This window comes from Streptomyces sp. G-G2 (assembly GCF_030063135.1).
Classification (GTDB): Bacteria; Actinomycetota; Actinomycetes; order Streptomycetales; family Streptomycetaceae; genus Streptomyces.
The window spans coordinates 1-17,196 of sequence record NZ_JASISO010000078.1; the positions used below are offsets into that span (position 1 = coordinate 1).

Sequence of the window (17,196 nt, forward strand, 5' to 3'; positions counted from 1 at the left end):
GGGGCGGGCGGGGGGGGGGGGGGCCGGGGCGTTAACGGCATTAACGGCGTTAACAGGGGCGGGGGACGGGGGGGCGGGTGCGGTGGGCGTCGGGGTCGCGGACCGGGGTGCGGGTGCTGGTGCGGGGTCCGCTGCGGCGGGCTGCTCCGGGTGCTGCGCCTCGGGGGCTGGGGGGGCCGGAGGCTCGGGTGCGGCGGGGGTGGGGTTAACGGCGTTAACGCCGTTAACGGGGTGGAGGGTGGCCAGGCCGTCCAGGAGGCGGATGTAGGCCGCTCGTTTGGGGGGGCGGGGGTCGGTACGGCCCGTTTCCCAGGAGGTCACCGTTTCACGGCGTACGGACAGGGCCCTGGCGATCTGGTCCTGACTCAGGCCTGCGGCTTCGCGCAGGCGCTTGCGTTCGTCCGGGTGCGGGAGCGAGTCCTGGGCGGCGGCTTCTTCCAGCAGGGCGTCCACCGCTGCGAAGAGGCTCTCTTGTTCGTCGGGCATGTTCGTACCTCCGCGGGGGAGCCTAGTCCAGTCGCACGCTTGAACGCACATGAAACGCACGTGGGGCGTTAACGGCGTTAACGGTCGTCAGCGCCCCATCGGGAGTGCTGCCTGCTTCAGATGCGTGTCATGAGGAGTTCGGTGACGGCCTTCAGGTCGTCGGGGGTCAGGTGGGCGGTCAGGGCATCGGCGACGGATTTGGGGGAGTCCGCCGTGATCGTGATGCGGTGGGTATTAACGGCGTTAACGCCGTTAACGGGTGCCGGGGTCGGGCGGGTGCGCTGGCGTGGGGGGTTAACGGCGTTAATGCTTTCGTCCGCCGCCGCGGCCTGGGACTCCTGGGGGAGGCGGCCGATCCGGCGGGCCGGTTCCACCTTCAGCTCGCCCGTCTCGACCTTCTCCTGAAGGCCGGGGGTGAGGTTCAGGAGTGTGAGCCGCTGGGAGACCCAGGCGGGGGTCTTGCCGAGGCGCTTGGCCACCTGGGCCTGGGAGCCGTGGACTTCCACGAGTTCCTGGAGGGCGCGGGCCTGGTCCATCGGTGCCACGTCGACGCGGTGGACGTTGGCGATCAGCGCCGATTCGAGGATGTCCGCCGCGGAGGTGGAGAGGGAATCGTTGACGTGGATCTGCATCGTCTTGAGGCCCGCGAGCTGTGCCGCGGCGAGGCGGCGGTTGCCGTCGATGACGACGTACGGGGCGCGGCCGAGGCCGTCGGTCTGGCCCGGGTGGGCCTCCATGAAGGCCATGCGGGTGGCGACCGCGAGCGGCTGGAGCTGTCCCCGGGAGATGAGGGACTGGGCCAGTTCGTCGAGTTCGGTGAGGTCTTCGCGGAGGTTGAACGGGTTGTGGGCGAGGGCCTCGATGGGCACCTCGGACGGGGGGACCACTCCGGAGGTGGGCGCGCCCGTGGCCTCGGCGATGGCGGCCCGGCGGGAGCTGACTCCGGCGGGCTGGGCGCGGGCGAAGGAAGCCGAGACCCCGAGCTTGTCGGCCTTGCTCATGAGATCTCCCTGGCGAGTGCGCGGAAGGCGACGGCCTGGTCGCCCTTGGGCGCGTAGACGAACAGTGGCTGCTTCACGCGGACGGCCTCACGCTGCTCCTTGAGGTCCGGGACGATGGCGACGACACGCGGATCCTTTATGTCCATCCAGGCTTGGAGGGAGGAGGTCGCGATGTAGCCGCGGCGGCCGTCGTACAGGTTGACGACGAGCCCGAGGTAGTCGATGTCGAGGCTGAGGTCGTCGCGGAGATCGTTGATCTGGGACGTGAGGAGGTCGTACGCGTCCGCCGAGGAGTCCTCGGCCTGTACGACGATCAGCGCGCCGGAGGCGCCGGGCTGTTCGGTGTCGCGGCGGCGGCCGTAGTAGATGGCCGCGTCCATGCTGAGGCCGAGGCTGGGCGGGCAGTCGACGAGGATCACGTCGTAGTCGGACTCGACCGGGGCGAGGGCGCGTTCGAGGGCGGCCTCGCGGGCGCGGACGGTGGAGAGCCGGACGTCCAGGAGGAAGGCGTCCGTGCAGGCGGGGAGGACGTGCAGCCGGTCGCCGAAGCGGTCGTCCGCGATGGGGACGATGAGGTCGGCGAGGGGGCCCTTGGCTTCGCTCGCCATGTGGCAGGTGAGGCTGTCGCCGCCGATGGGCAGGGGCTGCTGGCCGAGCTGCTTGGTGAGGTGGCCCTGCGGGTCGAAGTCGACGATCAGGACGCGCATGCCGAGGCCCGGGAGGTCCTCGAGGTCGAGCGGTGTGGGGTGGGCTTCCGCGGGCCGGGTCTCCGGGGAGTGGACCCGGGTGGGGTCGGCCTCGGTGGGGTGCGGGTGCTCCTCCGCGGCGAGGCGCGCGAGCTGGCGGGCGATGCGGACGGGGTGGAGGCTGTCCGGGTCTTCGGCGAGGGCCTCGGCCGTACCGGCGGTGATCGCGGTCTTGCCGACTCCGCCCTTCTGGTTGCACACGATGATGCGGCGGACCACGGAGGGACGCTTGACCGTGGGGGCCGGGTTCATCTCCAGCCAGAGGCGGACGGATTGGGCGAGTCCCTGGATGAGGGAGACACCGCGGTCCTTGGAGGTGGAGCGGAAGGATTCCCACTGGCCGGCGGGCAGCCAGGTGGAGAACGATTCGGCGCCGGAGGTGTCGACCGGGGAGGGGGCGGACGCGAGGGAGCTCCAGTGGGAGATGCCCTGGTGAACCGCGTCCTGGATGTCCACCCGCAGTTGTGCCGTGCGGATTTTCAACTCCTGGCGCAGCCACGGAGGCAGCTTGGAGACGACCTTCTCTCGGTCGCTCTGAGACGAGGGTGAAGTCATGAGAGGGACTTTACTAACGTTCAGAGGGTGATGTGGGCGCCGCGCTTGAGTTTTGCTAACGGAATAGGGAGGAACGTGACAGGGCGGTCTCGCACACGCCGTGGCGAGCACCCCCGTGGTTCGCCACGGCGTGTGCGAGGCCGCCCTGTCACGTCGTCAGCCGACCGGGACCACTGCGGAGGCCAGGTTCGGCAGACCGAGTGCGGTCCGGCATTCCGGTGAGCCGGACGGGTCGAAGAAGGGGATGCGGTCGGCGGGTGTGATCCCCGGCAGGACGAAGTTCCACAGGTCGACGACCCGGCGGTGGAGGTCCTCGCGGGCGCTCCGGACGTGGGAGGTGACCTGTACCCCGGTGAAGGAGGCGATGAGGTAGGTCGCGAGGTCGCGGGCGTCGAGGTGGGGAAGTACGTCGCCGCGGTCCTGGGCGGGCCTCAGGCAGCTGAAGCAGGTATCGATCCAGGCGTTGTACGGGGCCGGGTCCGGGTCCGTGAACGAGCCGAACTCGATGACCAGGCGGATGCCCGCGCGGACGCGGACGTTGGTGCGCAGGCCGTGGGCCATCTGGTGGGCGAGGTCGATGGCGGTCTGGAGACCGGGGTTCACGACGGCGGGAACGTCCTCGGAGACCTGGAACTGCTCGTCCATCAGGGTGCGGGCGAGGGCTTCCTTGGACGGGAAGTGGAAGTAGAGGGCGCCCTTGGTGACACCGGCGTGTTTGACGACGTCGCTGAGGCTGGTGGCTCCGAAGCCGGACTGGTCGAAGGCGATGGCCGCGCCGTCGAGGATCGCCTGGCGGGTGATCTCGGCGCGTTCCTGCCTGGCCCTGGCCACGTGCGGGTCTCCTCGGGGAAGCGGGTGTTCAGCGGTGGTCGTTCTGTGCTGGGTGATCAATCTAGGGCGTGGTGGGGAAGAAAACCAGTCGACCAGTACTTTTTCCGGGACAGTGTTAACGCCGTTAAGTGGAGTGAGTGGGTCCGTTTGTTAACGGCGTTAATGCCGCAACGCCGTTAACGCCGTTAACGGTGGGGGCCTCAGCGGGTGGTCCAGCCGCCGTCCACCGAGAGGGTCGCGCCGACGACGAAGGAGGCGCGGTCGCTGCAGAGCCAGGCCGCGGATTCGGCGATCTCCTGCGGGGCCGCGATACGGGGGAGCGGAGCGGACTGCAGGAGGGTCGCCTCCATGGCCGGGTTCTGCTTCAGCCAAGCGTCGATCATCTCGCTGCGGGTGGAGCCCGGGGCGATGGCGTTGACGCGGATGCCGTGGGGGGCGTATTCGGCGGCGGCGGCCTTGGTCAGGCCCAGGACCGCGTGCTTGGACGCGATGTAGGCGGCGGTCACCGGGGTGGCGACCAGACCGGCGGTGCTGCTGTTGTTCACGATGGTGCCGCCCGTGCCCGCGGCGAGCATGACGCGGATCTCCTGGCGCATGCAGTTCCAGACGCCCCGGACGTTGGTGTCCATGACGCTGTCGTAGACCTCTTCGTCGAGGAGGTGCATGGGCTTGGGCTCGGCGCCGATGCCCGCGTTGTTGAACGCGGCGTCCAGGGAACCGTGGGTGGCCACCGCGGCGGCCACCGCGCGGGCCACGTCCTCGACGCGCGTCACGTCGCCGACGACGTACTGGGCCTGGTGGCCCGCTCCGCGCAGTTCCTCGGTGAGCGCGGCGAGTTCGGGTTCGCGGCGCGCGATCAGTGTCACTGCCGCGCCTTCCCGGCAGAACACCCGGGCCGCAGCCGCGCCTATGCCCGCGCTGGCGCCGGTGATCAGCGCCGATTTCCCCGCCAGCAAAAAGCTGTTACCGACTGTCACGGGCGTGACGGTAACACGAGGTGAGGCTGTCAGTAAGGGTTTTGTGAAGAGGCGGGGGGAGTGGGGGCCCGGTACCGGGGCGAGGCCCGCGGGGTGGAACCGGGGCGAGGTCAGCGCGGGGAAGCGGTGCGGGCGTAGCCGGTGACGGTGGAGAGGAAGACCAGTTGGTCGTTCTGGTGCCCCGTGACCTCGATGACCGTGGGGGTGCGCGGGGTGGCCTCGATCCAGCACGGGGTGTCCAGTTCGGCGTAGTGGCGGAACTCGGTGGCGACGGCTGAGGGGGCGAAACCGCTCTGGGGGTGGAGTCCGCAGGCCGCCTGGCGGGCGGCTTCGACGAGGACCATGCCCGGGTGGTGGTCGTTGGCGTGCTCGAAGAGGATCGGGTGGTCGAGGTCGGGGCTCAGCAGCCAGCGCCCGCTGTTCTCGGTGGGGGCGAGGACCACGTCGAAGGGGAGCAGCCGTCCGGCGTGGGCCGCGGGTATGGGCGTACGCCGTTCCAGGGGCTGGGCCAGGCCGGTACGGCCGCGGTCGCCTCTGAGTCTGCGGTAGGTGGCGGGGGCGACGCAGGTGAAGCGGGCGGTGCCGGTGGCGGCGAGGCGGCCCGCGCGGTGGATGTCGACCTGGAGGAACCCGGCGAAGCGGTTCCCCTGCCAGCCGAAGTCCGTGCACGTGGCGACCATCGTGAGGTCACTGGGGCCGCGACCGATACGCAGCTGGTCGGGGTCGGAGGCGAAGTCCAGGCTCCACAACAGGACATTGTGGTCGAGGGGGACTCCGTAGACGGCATGGCAGAGGTACAGGCCGACCTGGCGGATCGTCTCGCCGGCCTGGACCGGGTCGTGACTGGTGCCGTCGGCGCTGGTGAAGAACGTGTGGGCCCGGGGCCACTGCCCGGTGAGGGAGAAGGTGTCCGGGCCGATCAGGTCGCAGCCGGTCAGGAAGACCTCGGCGAGGGAGCTTCGGTGGACGTACTCCCGGGGGACCGTGGTGGTCAGCCGGGGGGCCGCCGGGACCTCGTTGCACCGCGTCCATGGTGCTCCCGTGGGCTCCAGCGGGCGGATCGGGGGGTTCTTCCGGATCGTCAGCATCGTCATGGACCTCTCCACAGAGCCGTGTCGACGGATGGGATGGGTTGCGCACGCGAGACGCAAGATACGTACTCTCCGGTTTTGTTTGCAAGGTGCTAAAGATGACCGCATGTCGCTCGTGTACCAATGTCAACATCCTGCAAGAGGGGTTTGACGGGGTCCTGGGCTGGTCTCACCAGCGAAGTTCCGGTCGGAAGGCAACGGCGATGACGGCTTGGTTCCGCCCCAAGTGGGAGCCAGTCTTCCGGTCATATGCCCCGGTCCGACGGGGTGTTGGGGCGTGAGGCCTCGTGAGGGGAATTCAAGCCACCGTCAAGTGCGGGTCGACTGGCCTGTCGATGGTGGCGCAGGGGTGGGGGCGGTGTCAGACTTGGCTCCGCCACCGGTGAGTTCAAAACCGGATGGGCGGTTTGGAATACGGGGCGTGGAAGTTCCCATGCACCGCGTCGCCAATGTGTCACCACCTCATTGCCGCCCACGCCGACCATCTGGAGCCACCGATGAACCGTCAGTGCCCCTACGCGCTCGATCTGTCCGGGACGGACATCCACGCGGAGACCGCGCACCTGCACCGGCAGGGCCCCGCGACGCGGGTGACGCTGCCCGGCGGGCTGCCCGGATGGGTGCTCAGCGGGAGCGCGACGATCCGCAGGCTGCTGGTCGACCCCCGCCTGTCCAAGGACGGCTACCGGCACTGGCCCGCCTGGATCAGCGGCGAGGTCGGCGCGGAATGGCCGCTGGCCATCTGGGTCTCGGTACAGAACATGATCACGGCCTACGGGTCCGAGCACACCCGGCTGCGCAAGCCGGTCGCCGCCGCCTTCACCGCACGGCGGGTCGCCCCGATGCGGTCGCTGGTCGAGGAGGTCGCCGACGAGCTGCTCGACCGGCTCGCCGCATTGCCCGATACCGCGCCGGTCGACCTGCGCGCCCACTTCGGGCACGAACTGCCCACGCGGATCGTCTTCGAGCTGTTCGGGATACCCGAGCGGTCCTGGGAACCCCTGCACACCATCATCAACGGGTTCTTCGACACGGCCATCACGGCCGAGGACGCCCAGGCGAACGGCGAGCTGATGTACGCCACCATGGCCGATCTGCTCGCCTACCGGCGGGAGCACCCCGGCGACGACATGACCACCGTGCTCATCAACACCCGTGACGAGGGGGACGGGTCGCGGCTCAGCGAGAAGGAGCTGATCGACAACCTGATCCTGCTGCTCACCGCCGGCTACGAGACCTCGGTGAACCTGATCTGCTCGGCTGTGTACGAACTGCTGCGCAACCCGGACCAGTTGGAGCTGATCCGGACCGGGCGGGCCTCGTGGGACGACGCGGTCGAGGAGACGCTCCGGCTGGAGCCGCCCGCGGCGTACGGGCTGATGCGCTTCGCGGTGGAGGACATCGAGGTGGCCGACGGGGTGGTCATTCCCCAAGGCGACCCGATCGTGGTGTCCTTCGACTCGGCGGGGCGCGACGAGGCGGTGCACGGGCCGGACGCCGGGCGCTTCGACATCACCCGGGCCACCCGCGGGGACCACCTCTCCTTCGGGTTCGGGACGCACCACTGCCTGGGGGCGTCCCTGGCGCGGCTGGAGTGCGCCGTGGGGATCGAGCGGCTCTTCGACCGGTTCCCCGAGCTGTCGCTCGCGGACGTACCGGGTGGGCCGGGCAGGGTCGAATCCTTCATCTCCAACGGACCGCGGGAGCTTCCGGTTCTCCTCGGGGCGCCCGCGCGGACCCGGTGAGCCACGGCTTCCGCGCGGACCCGGTGGGCCACGGCCCCGACTTGACACAGACGGGCCGGGTTTCGGTGCCGTATTCCCGCGCCGGGTACGCGGGCGGACCGGGGCCGGTGAGCGGGCTCGCCCTCGGGGGCGGGAGGTGGGGCCGGTGCGGGGGCGCGGAGCGGGAGACGGGCCCCGGGAGGCGGTACCGAAACCCGACCGAAGGGGATCATGGAGTCGCTGTAGTCTGCTTGATAAAATACGGACCTTCTGGTTGGTTTTATCGGGGGGATGGATCCTGTGCGGTGAACCAGCCGAAACCGACCCTCGACAACGGAGGCACCCGTGGCACGACAGGAACGTGCGGTCCGTACGCGTCGCGCGATCTTGGAGGCGGCCGCATCGGTCTTCGACGAGCGCGGCTACGACGCGGCCACCATCGCCGACATCCTTTCGCGGGCGGGCGTCACCAAGGGCGCGCTGTACTTCCACTTCGCGTCCAAGCAGGAGCTGGCGCAGGGCGTGCTGGACGAGCAGTTCGGTGAAGCCGGGGTGCCGCACCGGGAGAGCAAGCTCCAGGAACTCGTCGACGTCGCGATGGTCCTGGCCCACCGGATGAAGCAGGAGCCGATGCTCAGCGCGGGAGCGCGGCTCTCGCTCGGGCCCGGGATGCGGGAGATCTTCGCGGGCGGATCGGTGCCGGGCTGGATCGACTTCACCCGTGAGCTGCTGGTTCAGGCGAAACAGCAGGGCGAACTGCTGCCGCACGTGGACCCCGCGGAGACGGCCTGGATCCTGTCGGCCTGCTGGACGGGTGCGCAGATCTTCTCCCAGACCCTCAACGACCGGGCCGACATAGAGGACCGGGTGGCCTCGGTCTACCAGCACATCTACCCGAGCATTTCGACGCCAGCGATGCTGTCCCGGCTGGACATGGCACCGGACCGGGGGGCGCGGGTGGCCCTGGAGGTCGAGGCGCTGGCGGCCGTGGGCGCGGGCGCCGGGGTGGGCGTCGGCGCGGGGTCCGCGGGCGGGCGGTAGGGGTTCGGACGCGGGACGGGCCGGTTGCGCCGGGTGCTCGCGGGCAGGCGCTGGTTCGGCCGGGAGTCGGCCGTCGTTCACCTTCCGGCTCCGGCGGGGCGCGAGCGGCGCTCCAGTGGGGACACCGACTGTGTCGGCTGAAGATCTTTTGCCCCCTTGGGCAAACCGCGAGGGCGGTTTGTGGAGACTCCATGGTCAAGCAGGAACGTGCCGCCCGCACGCGTGAAACGCTGCTCCGCAGCGCGGCGGAGGTGTTCGCCGAAGAGGGATTCGTCACCGCGTCGATCGCGATGATCAGCAAGCGGGCCGGGGTGAGCGCCGGAGGCCTGCATTTCCACTTCGAGAGCAAGACCGCGCTGGCGCGGGCCGTGGAGGACCGCGCGGTCGAGGCCCTGCGGCTGATCACCGTCGGGCGCCCGGGAGTTGAGGGCGAGCTGGACGCGAACGCGTTGCAGGTCCTGGTCGACTCCACGCACGAGCTGATGGCACTGCTGGCCGGGGACGTCGTGGTACGGGCCGGATTTGGTCTGTGCGCGGATGCCGCGCGGGACAGCGGAGTGGATCTGAGGCGCCAGTGGCGGGTGTGGGTGGACGAGGTGTTGAGGGCCGCCGCACGGGAGGGTGCGCTCGCGGACGGGGTGCCTCCGCAGGACGCGGCGAGTGCGGTGGTGGCCTCCACGGTGGGGCTGGAGGTGCTGGGGGCCGGTGATCGGGACTGGGTTTCCAGGGGGACCCTCACCCGGTTCTGGACGCTGATGCTGCCGAGGCTCGCTGCCGAGGGGGCGTTGGGGGGCTTGGTGGCCGAGGGGACGGGGCGTCGGCCGTTGGGCGGGTGAGGGGGTTGGTGCGTGGAGGTTAACCAGACCGTGCGGTCTTGTTCTTGAGGGTTCAGGGAGGGGCTTTAGGGCTCGTTGAGGCGTCGACTAGGGGATGGGTTGGCCGCATCACGCGTCGGATACCGCACAACTCCCCAGGTCAACATGGGTTCTTGAGTGTCAGTAGGGTGCCGCTGGGCTGCAAAACAGCGCAACCGGTTTGATATTGACAAACCGTCGGTCCTGTTTTCTACTGAGGATGCGACTCATCCAAGGACAGGGGAGTACGGCGTGGACATCGATGTACTAGGCGCACTGGCGGTGCGGGAGAACGGGATCTCCATCACGCCGACCGCCCCCAAGCCCCGGCAGGTCCTGGCGCTCCTGGCGCTCCATGCCGACCAGGTCGTGCCGGTGTCGGCGCTGATCGAAGAACTGTGGGCGGGGGAGCCGCCGCGCAGCGCGCGGACCACCCTGCAGACGTACGTTCTCCAGCTGCGCGCGCTCATCGCGACGGCGCTGGATCGGGAGCCGGCGGCCGCGGAGGCCGCGGGTGCGGCCGGTGCGGCGGGCACCGCGGGCGCCCGTACCGCCAAGGAGGTGCTCGTCACGCTGCCCGGCGGCTACCTGCTCAACAGTAACGGCGGCACGAGCGACGTGCGGGAGTTCGACCGGCTGGCCGGGACCGGCTACCGCGCCATGGACGCCGGGGACTTCCCCGGCGCGGCGCGGCTGCTGCGCGAGGCCCTCGCCCTGTGGTCCGGGCCCGCCTTCGCCGACGTACAGGGCGGGGTCCAGCTCGACATGGAGACCCGGAGGCTGGAAGAGACCCGGCTGTGCGCGCTCGACCAGCGCATCGAGGCCGACCTCCGGCTGGGGCGGCACCGCGAACTGCTGGCCGAACTGACCGTACTGGCGAGCCGCTACCGCACGCACGAGAACCTGCACGGGCAGTTCATGCTCGCCCTGCACCGCTCCGGCCGCCGCGGCGAGGCCCTGGACGTCTACCAGCGGCTGCGCGGAATGCTCGTACGCGAACTGGGCCTGGAGCCGTCCGCCGCGCTGCGGCGCTTGCAGCGCTCCATCCTCATGGCCGGTCCCGAGAGCCTCGCCGAGGCCACGGACGCGGGTGGCGAGCGACTCGTACGCGTCTGATGCCGCACCCGGGTACGAGCGTGCGCGGACGTGCGAAGGCGAGCGGCGGGGCTCGGCTGGACGGGACGAGAGGGGACGGTTCGGTGCAGGAGAGGTCGGAACGGACCCGCAGGCGGCTCGTCGGCGCCGGGGCCGAGTTGTTCCACCGCAACGGGTACGCCAACGCGACCCTCGGTGACATCGCGGGCGCCGCCGGAGTGACCAAAGGGGCGCTCTACTTCCACTTCGCCTCCAAGGACGAGCTGGCGGAGGCGGTGCAGCAGCGCGGCTGCGCGCTGCTGCACGATTCGGTACGGGCGCTGCGCGAGGCCGGGGCCTCGCCGCTCCAGTCGCTGATCGACACCACGCACTGGATGGCCCGGACGCTGCACGAGGATCCGGCGATCCCGGCGAGCTTCCGGATCACCAAGGAGTGCGCGGGACAGCAGCCGCCGGTCATCGACTTCCACCGGGCGTGGATCATCGCCGTGTGCACGCTGCTGCGGCAGGCGCGGGACGCGGGTGAGCTGCGCGCCGACCACCGCTGGGAGAGCACGGAGTCGCTGGTGGCCGCTGCCGCGAGCGGGATCGAGGTGATGTCCGGGACGGGCATGCCGTACGGGGAGTTGCAGCGCAAGGTGGCGGCCCTGTGGGTGCTGCTGCTGCCCGCGGTGGTGGCCGCGGGGCGCGAAGGGGAGTACCGGACGCGGGCGGCCGGGCCGCTGTGGGCCGGAGGCGTGGGTGTGGGTGTGGGTGTGGACCGTGACGCCGGCGAAGGGGACGGTGTCGGGCCCTCCTCCGGTTCCGGTTCCGGTTCCGGTTCGGTTTCCGGTTCGGGGCGGGGAATCATCGGCATTCTCGGCAGCGGTGTCTGAATTCCTCTGCCGGTCCGGGTCGTTGGGTTACTCTCTCCTTTTCGGTCGGTCTCCCGGGTTATCCCGTCAGGGCTCCAGTGGAATTCAGGCGGCGGGTGAGTGTGTCCACCCGGGTGCTCAGCCGGGCTATTTCATTGCGGAGACCGAGAAGTGCGGCCGCCGCCGGGTCCGCGGATTCCAGGACGTCCGTGACGCGGGCGTGCAGGGCCGGGCCCGGCTCCACGCCGAGTTCCGTGCGCAGCCGGCGGCGGGCCCGTTCGTACACCCCGAGGGCCTCCGAGCGGCGCCCGCCGCGGTACAGGGCCACCATGAGCAGGTCGTAGAGGCGCTCCTGGGTCGGGTGGTCGGCGGTGAGCCGCTCCAGCTCCCGGGCCAGGGCGTGGTGGTCGGCGTGCGGCATCGCCAGGCAGGCCTCGTACAGGGCCTCCTGGGTAGCCAGCCGCAGCTCGCCCAGCCGGTCCGCCTCCGCCGCGCACAACCGGCCTCCGGCCGCGCCCTCCAGGGGTGCGCCGCGCCACCGGTCCAGGGAGCGTCGCAGCAGCTCAGCGGCGCGCGCGGGGTCGGTGGGCAGGCATGCGCGGCCCTCGGCCGAGAGCAGTTCGAACGCTCCGGCGTCGGTACCGCGGGCGGCGCCGCGCAGCCGGTAGCCCGCGGGCCCGGTGGCGATGTGGTCGCGTCCGTCGAGCGCGTGCAGGGAGCGGCGCAGTCGGCCGATGTGCGCCTGGAGGGCGCCGGTGGCGGCGGCGGGCGGGGCGTCGCCCCACAGCTCGTCGATCAGCCGGTCGGCGCAGAGGTCGCGGCCGCGGTGGACGGCGAGGGCGCCGAGCAGGGCGCGCTGTTTGGCTCCCGAGGGCGCGGTGCGGGCGCCCGTACGCGGATCGTGGGCCTCGACCGGGCCGAGGAGAAGGAATTCCATGACGGTGGCGATCCCCTTCGTACGTCCTTTCGTACGCCTTCGAGCGGAATGTAGCAGGTGTCGGCGGAGCGGAAAGCGGTGGCCGTGGAGACGTCCTCGAAAGGGACTTGAGAATGCGGTGACATCGCTTGGGGCGCGGCTATCTTTCCCTCAATCGAAGGCCGAAAATCGAGGTAGCTCGACGACGTGCGGAGGAGACCGTGAAGTTTCGGGTTCTGGGTCCGTTGAGTGCCGAGGTCAACGGGGGCTCGATCGTTCCGTCAGCGCGCAAGCCGAGGCAGATCCTCACCCTCCTCGCGCTGTATCCGGGGCGGGTGATGCCGGTCCCGACCCTGATGGAGGAGATCTGGGGCACGGATCTGCCGCAGAGCGCGCTGACCACGCTGCAGACCTACATACTCCAGCTGCGCCGAAGACTCGGCACCGCGATGGGGCCGGGCGGGACCGGCGGGCCGGGGGGCCCGGGTGGTACCGGCGGACCGGGCGGACTGGACGGCGCGGGCGCTGGTGCCAAGGACATTCTGGCCACCCGGCACGGGGGCTACCTGCTCCAGATACCGCCGGAGTGCCTTGACGTGTACGAGTACGAGACCCTGGTGGCCGGAGGGCACGCCGCCTTCGAGGCCGGGGACGACGAGAGCGCGGCGGCGCAGTTGCGCAAGGCGCTGGCGCTGTGGCAGGGCCCGGCGCTGGTCGACGTACGGGTCGGGCCGATCCTGGAGATCGAGGTGATGCGGCTGGAGGAGTCCCGGCTGGTCACCACGGAGCGGCGGATCGATGTGGACCTGCGGCTCGGCAGGCACGCCGAACTGCTCGCGGAGCTGGCGGAGATGATCGCCCGGCATCCGCAGCACGAGGGGCTGCACTCGCAGGCGATGGTGGCGCTGTACCGGTCGGGGCGGCAGGCGAGCGCGCTGGACGTGTACCGGCGGCTGCGGGCCCGGCTGATCGAGGACCTGGGGGTGGAGCCGTCCCCCCAGTTGCAGCGGCTGCACCAGGCGATGCTGACGGTGGATCCGGCGCTGGACGTGGCGGCGGGGCCGAAGCGGGGCTCTACGTTCGATCTGTACGCGGCCTGACGGGCGGAGCCGACGGGAGCGAAGCTGGGCCATGTCGAGCGGACCCGGGTTACGTCGAGCGGAGCCGAGCGAGCGAACCTGAGCCGCGTCCAGCGGAGTTGAGTGGAAAAAACTGGCCGAACGCCTGCGCGAAGAGAGAACGCCCTCATAACATAAAGGGCGTTCTCTTTTTTTCTGTGCGCAGTCGGCCGGGGGTGGCGTGATGATCGTGATCAGCGGGGGAACCGGGTTCGTGGGCTCGGCGGTGGTGCGGAGACTGCTCGACGCGGGGGTGCCGGTACGGCTGCTCTCGCGCGAGCCGGGGGAGTCCGGGGAGGCGGGGGCGCCGGGCGGCTCGGCGGTGCGGGGGGACCTGGGTGATCCCGCCTCGCTGCGCGGACTGTGCGACGGGGCCTCGGTGCTGCTGTCGCTCGCCTCGTACGTCGGCTCCGACGAGGGGCGCTGCGCGGACGTCAACGTGCGCGGAACGGCGGCCCTGATGGCGGAGGCGCGCCGGGCCGGGGTGGCGCGCGTCGTGCACCTCTCCACCTGCGCGGTCTACGGGCCGGGCCCGCACCGCGGCCCGGCGGTCGGCGAGCTGTGCCCCGCGCCCGTGTCCGCCGCCAGCCGGAGCCGGCTCGTGGGGGAGGCGTCGGTGCTGGCGGCGGGCGGGACGGTGCTGCGGGCTCCGCTGGTGACCGGGTGCGGGGACCGATGGGCCGTACCGGCGCTGGTGGACGCCTTCCGGCGGGTGCCCGCGGGCTGGGGCGGGGGGCGGGGCCGGGCCTCGTTCATAGATGTCATGGACCTGGCAAGACTGGTGGCCGCCCTGGCGCTGACCCCGACGGCGCTGCCGGGCGGGGTGCTGCACGCCGGGGATCCGGAACCGGTGCGCAACGGGGAGCTGATGGGGGCGCTGGCGCGGTACGGAGTGCTGCCGCACGCCCCCGCCGCAGGCGGCTCGCTGGACTGGGAGGCCTGCCTGGCCGGGCTGCGGGCCCGGCCGGGATGGGTGAGTGAGCGTCAGTTCACGCTGCTGGCCGGGGATATGTGGTACCGGAGCGACGCGGTCTGGGAGCTGGGCGGGATCTCTCCCGGGCCCGGGCCGCTGGCCCGGCTGGAGGCGGCGGCGCAGTGGTACCGGGCGCGGGGCGGCGTGCGGCCGGACGGGGGCGCTGATGTGACGGCGGGAATGGCGGTCTCGGCTGCGTCCGCGTCGTCCGAACCGCTTGCCCTGGCCGGCTTGCGGGGTCTGGTCGGGCTGGGTGCGCTGGCCGGGCTGCCCGGGCAGCGGGGCGGCCGGCGGGGGGCGGTCCGGGGTGCCGTGCCGGGTGTCCAGCAGGTGGAAATCGGGGCGGGCAGGCTCGTACAGCGGGCATGATCACGCGATGTACGACGAACAGCGAACCGTTCCGGTCCAGGTGGGCGACGAGCGCGCCACCCTCACCAGCATCCTCCAGTACCAGCGCGACACCCTGATGATGAAGTGCGCGGGGCTGACGCCCGAGCAGGTGCGCCGCAAGGCGATACCGACCACCGGGATCACCCTGCTCGGGCTCGTCCGGCATCTGGCCGAGGTCGAGCGGGGGTGGTTCCGCAACGTCGTCAACGGCGAGGACATCCGCGGGTACTGGCCGCGCGACGAGGCCGGACGCGGAACGGAGTGGGAGGTCGGGGGCGCGGACCCGGACGAGGCCTTCGCGGTGTGGGAGCGGACCTGCGAACTGTCCCGGGCGATCGTCGACGGGGCCGCGTCCCTCGACGTCACCGGGCGGTACGTCGACGAGGCGCGCCAGATCGACGCGACCTACTCCCTGCACTACGTCCTGACCCACATGATCGAGGAGTACGCCCGCCACAACGGCCACGCCGATCTGCTGCGCGAGGCGATCGACGGGACGACGGGGGAGTAGACCGCGGGCGGGGGAGCGGGCGCCGTGGGGCTCAGGTTCCGCTGCCGCGCGCGTCCTCGACGCGGCGGTCCACCGCGTCCAGGGCCGAGGCCCACGGGAACTGCGCGGGGGCGTCCGGGCCCGCCGGGCCGGGCACGAAGCCGCCCTCCCCGTAAAGGAACTCGACACCCGCCCCGCGCAGGGCGGCCACGCTCTGGTCGAACTGCGGGTGGGCCGCGAGGGCGGCGTTCACGCACGGCATCGCCACGACGGGTATCGCCTTGCCGATCGCCTCGGCGGCGGAGCCGGCCACGAAGCGGTCGGTGAGGCCGAGGGCCCAGGCGTTGAGCGAGTTGAAGGTGGCGGGAGCGAAGAGCAGCGCGTCGGCGGCGGGCCAGACGTCCGGCTCGCCGGGCAGCTTGTACTGCCAGCGCACCGGGTGGCCGGTCAGCGCGGCCAGTCCGTCGAGGCTGCCTGCCACCCAGTGCGCCGCGGTCGGGGTCAGGCCGAGGCACACGTCCCAGCCGCGCGCCTGCGCGTTCTCGATCACGTGGGCCACGTCGAACACGGGCGGGGCGGCGGAGCAGAACAGGTAGAGAGTCCTCGTCATACGATCATGTGATCACATGTCCCGACCTCGACCATGCCTGAGGTCGGCCGGATGTTCGAGGTGCGACGTGCTGGTGGGGGTGTTGGGCGGGGGTGCGGGGCCGGGCGGGGGCCGGGTGGGGTGGGTGCGAGCGGTTCTCCAGTGGCCGTCCGGGGGGCTGCGAGCGGTGGGGCCGAGCATGGAACGCCGTGAACGCCGCGTACGCGACAGCGGATCGACGGCCCACGGGGAGGGGGCGGCGCCATGCCGCGAAGCAGGGGGCCGGGTGCGCGGGTGCTCATCGTCGGAGCCGGGCCGGTCGGGCTGACCGCCGCGCACGAGCTGGCGCGCCGGGGCATCGCCGTCCGGGTGGTCGACGGGGCGGCGGGCGCGGGAGCGGGAGCGGGAGCGGGGGCCGGGCGCGGAGGCGGGCGGGGGGCGGCCGGTCGCGGGGGCGGGTCGATGGTGCTGCACCCCCGGACGCTGGAGATCCTCGACCAGATGGGTGTGGTGGGGCCCGTACTCGAACAGGGGCGGCGGAACAGGGCGTTCACGCTGTCCGCGGGCGGGAGCGTGTGGGACGGCGGGTCTTCGGTGCGGTTGGACGCGGACTACGCGTCCACGCCCACCCGGTACCCGTACACCGTCGTCATCGCCCAGGCCCGTACCGAGGCCGTGCTGCGCAAGGCGGTCGCCCGGCTCGGTGTGCGGGTGGAGTGGGGCGTGCGGCTGACCGCCTTCGCGCAGGATCCCGAGGGCGTACGGGCCTCCTTGGAGCACCCCGGCGGGCGCCGGGAGGTCTGCGCCGTGCCGTGGCTGGTGGGGTGCGACGGGGCGGACAGTACGGTGCGGGCCGGGCTGCGGCTGCCGTGCGTCGGCGGGGCCGAGGAGACCTGGGAGCTGGCCGACGCGCCCGTGCGGGCGACGGGGCTGGCGCAGGACACCGTGCACTGGGTGTACACCGACGGCCAGGCGCTGATGATGATCCCGCACCGGCGGGACGGGCACTGGCGGCTGCTGGACCCGGCGCCCGCCGATGTGGTGCGGGATCCGCGCCCGGTGGAGCGCCGGCTGTCGGCGAAGCTGTCGGCCGGGCTGGGGCGCGAGGTGCGGGTGGGGGCGCCGGAGTGGAGCGCCGTGCACACCTTCCGGGGGGCGGTGGCCACGCGGATGGGGGCGGGGCGGTGCTTCGTCGCCGGGGACGCGGCGCACGTGTACGGGCCCGCGTCGGGGCAAGGACTCAACACCGGAGTGCAGGAGGCGTACGACCTGGCGTGGAAGCTGGCGATGGTCGAACGGGGCTGGGTGGGGCCGGAGTTGCTCCGTACGTACGAGGAGGAGCGGGTGCCGGTGGCACGGGCGCTGCGGGGGGCGGCGGCGCGGAGGACGAGTGCGCTCGCGCGGGTCACGGGTGCGGTGGCGGGGGCGGCGTTGCCCGCGGTGGTGGGGGTGGTGGGTGCTGCGG

General features: G+C 71.6%; 17 protein-coding genes. 9 read left to right on the forward strand and 8 right to left on the reverse strand.

What is annotated here, in order from left to right; all coding sequences use genetic code 11:
• The 6 genes from QMF80_RS38490 to QMF80_RS36080 form a co-directional block, all read right to left on the reverse strand.
• On the reverse strand, positions 1–537 hold a 537-nt coding region (locus tag QMF80_RS38490), incomplete at its 3' end, for a helix-turn-helix transcriptional regulator (protein WP_502962990.1).
• 65 nt (positions 538–602) lie between these two features.
• Positions 603–1,487 (reverse strand): ParB/RepB/Spo0J family partition protein, encoded by an 885-nt coding sequence (locus QMF80_RS36060; RefSeq protein ID WP_283461353.1) that lies wholly within the window; start codon positions 1,485–1,487, stop codon positions 603–605.
• Positions 1,484–2,788, reverse strand: coding sequence for a ParA family protein (locus QMF80_RS36065; protein ID WP_283461356.1), 1,305 nt, complete (start codon positions 2,786–2,788; stop codon positions 1,484–1,486). The genes QMF80_RS36060 and QMF80_RS36065 overlap by 4 nt, the downstream gene beginning before the upstream one ends.
• 156 nt (positions 2,789–2,944) lie before the next feature.
• On the reverse strand, positions 2,945–3,619 hold the full coding sequence (locus tag QMF80_RS36070; protein WP_283461358.1) for a ScbR family autoregulator-binding transcription factor: 675 nt from the start codon (positions 3,617–3,619) through the stop codon (positions 2,945–2,947).
• A 200-nt stretch (positions 3,620–3,819) separates the two neighbouring features.
• Positions 3,820–4,596: an SDR family NAD(P)-dependent oxidoreductase gene (locus QMF80_RS36075; protein ID WP_283461360.1), complete on the reverse strand. Its 777-nt coding sequence runs from the start codon at positions 4,594–4,596 to the stop codon at positions 3,820–3,822.
• 110 nt (positions 4,597–4,706) lie between these two features.
• Positions 4,707–5,690, reverse strand: a complete 984-nt coding sequence (locus QMF80_RS36080; RefSeq protein ID WP_283461362.1) for a ScbA/BarX family gamma-butyrolactone biosynthesis protein — start codon at positions 5,688–5,690, stop codon at positions 4,707–4,709.
• A gap of 494 nt (positions 5,691–6,184) precedes the next feature.
• Between QMF80_RS36080 and QMF80_RS36085 the strand changes: the two genes are divergently transcribed.
• The 5 genes from QMF80_RS36085 to QMF80_RS36105 all read left to right on the forward strand — a co-directional run bounded on the left by QMF80_RS36085 (position 6,185) and on the right by QMF80_RS36105 (position 11,276).
• The gene (locus QMF80_RS36085; protein ID WP_283461364.1) at positions 6,185–7,432 is read left to right on the forward strand and encodes a cytochrome P450 family protein; all 1,248 of its coding nucleotides are present in this window, start codon (positions 6,185–6,187) and stop codon (positions 7,430–7,432) included.
• Positions 7,433–7,756: 324 nt separating this feature from the next.
• Positions 7,757–8,452 carry a ScbR family autoregulator-binding transcription factor gene (locus tag QMF80_RS36090; protein ID WP_283461366.1) on the forward strand — a complete coding sequence of 232 codons (696 nt, stop codon included), beginning with the start codon at positions 7,757–7,759 and terminating at the stop codon, positions 8,450–8,452.
• A gap of 191 nt (positions 8,453–8,643) precedes the next feature.
• Complete coding sequence (locus QMF80_RS36095) at positions 8,644–9,288, forward strand: ScbR family autoregulator-binding transcription factor (RefSeq protein ID WP_283461368.1); 645 nt, start codon at positions 8,644–8,646, stop codon at positions 9,286–9,288.
• A gap of 270 nt (positions 9,289–9,558) precedes the next feature.
• Complete coding sequence (locus tag QMF80_RS36100) at positions 9,559–10,422, forward strand: AfsR/SARP family transcriptional regulator (RefSeq protein ID WP_283461370.1); 864 nt, start codon at positions 9,559–9,561, stop codon at positions 10,420–10,422.
• Positions 10,423–10,505: 83 nt separating this feature from the next.
• A complete protein-coding gene (locus QMF80_RS36105; protein ID WP_283461372.1) occupies positions 10,506–11,276 on the forward strand; it encodes a ScbR family autoregulator-binding transcription factor in 771 nt (256 codons plus the stop codon).
• Between the two features lie 58 nt (positions 11,277–11,334).
• Here QMF80_RS36105 and QMF80_RS36110 read toward each other — a convergent pair whose 3' ends face one another.
• Positions 11,335–12,192 (reverse strand): AfsR/SARP family transcriptional regulator, encoded by an 858-nt coding sequence (locus QMF80_RS36110; RefSeq protein WP_283461374.1) that lies wholly within the window; start codon positions 12,190–12,192, stop codon positions 11,335–11,337.
• Positions 12,193–12,392: 200 nt separating this feature from the next.
• On the opposite strand from QMF80_RS36110, the gene QMF80_RS36115 reads away from it, so the two are divergent.
• The 3 genes from QMF80_RS36115 to QMF80_RS36125 all read left to right on the forward strand — a co-directional run bounded on the left by QMF80_RS36115 (position 12,393) and on the right by QMF80_RS36125 (position 15,163).
• Complete coding sequence (locus QMF80_RS36115) at positions 12,393–13,271, forward strand: AfsR/SARP family transcriptional regulator (protein ID WP_283461376.1); 879 nt, start codon at positions 12,393–12,395, stop codon at positions 13,269–13,271.
• 202 nt (positions 13,272–13,473) lie between these two features.
• On the forward strand, positions 13,474–14,631 hold the full coding sequence (locus QMF80_RS36120) for an NAD-dependent epimerase/dehydratase family protein (protein WP_283461378.1): 1,158 nt from the start codon (positions 13,474–13,476) through the stop codon (positions 14,629–14,631).
• Positions 14,632–14,638: 7 nt separating this feature from the next.
• A complete protein-coding gene (locus QMF80_RS36125; protein ID WP_283461380.1) occupies positions 14,639–15,163 on the forward strand; it encodes a DinB family protein in 525 nt (174 codons plus the stop codon).
• 31 nt (positions 15,164–15,194) lie between these two features.
• Here QMF80_RS36125 and QMF80_RS36130 read toward each other — a convergent pair whose 3' ends face one another.
• The gene (locus QMF80_RS36130; protein ID WP_283461382.1) at positions 15,195–15,752 is read right to left on the reverse strand and encodes a flavoprotein; all 558 of its coding nucleotides are present in this window, start codon (positions 15,750–15,752) and stop codon (positions 15,195–15,197) included.
• 243 nt (positions 15,753–15,995) lie between these two features.
• Here QMF80_RS36130 and QMF80_RS36135 point away from each other — a divergent pair.
• Positions 15,996–17,196 (forward strand): FAD-dependent monooxygenase (locus tag QMF80_RS36135; protein ID WP_283461384.1); only part of this gene is annotated, 1,201 nt, incomplete at its 3' end.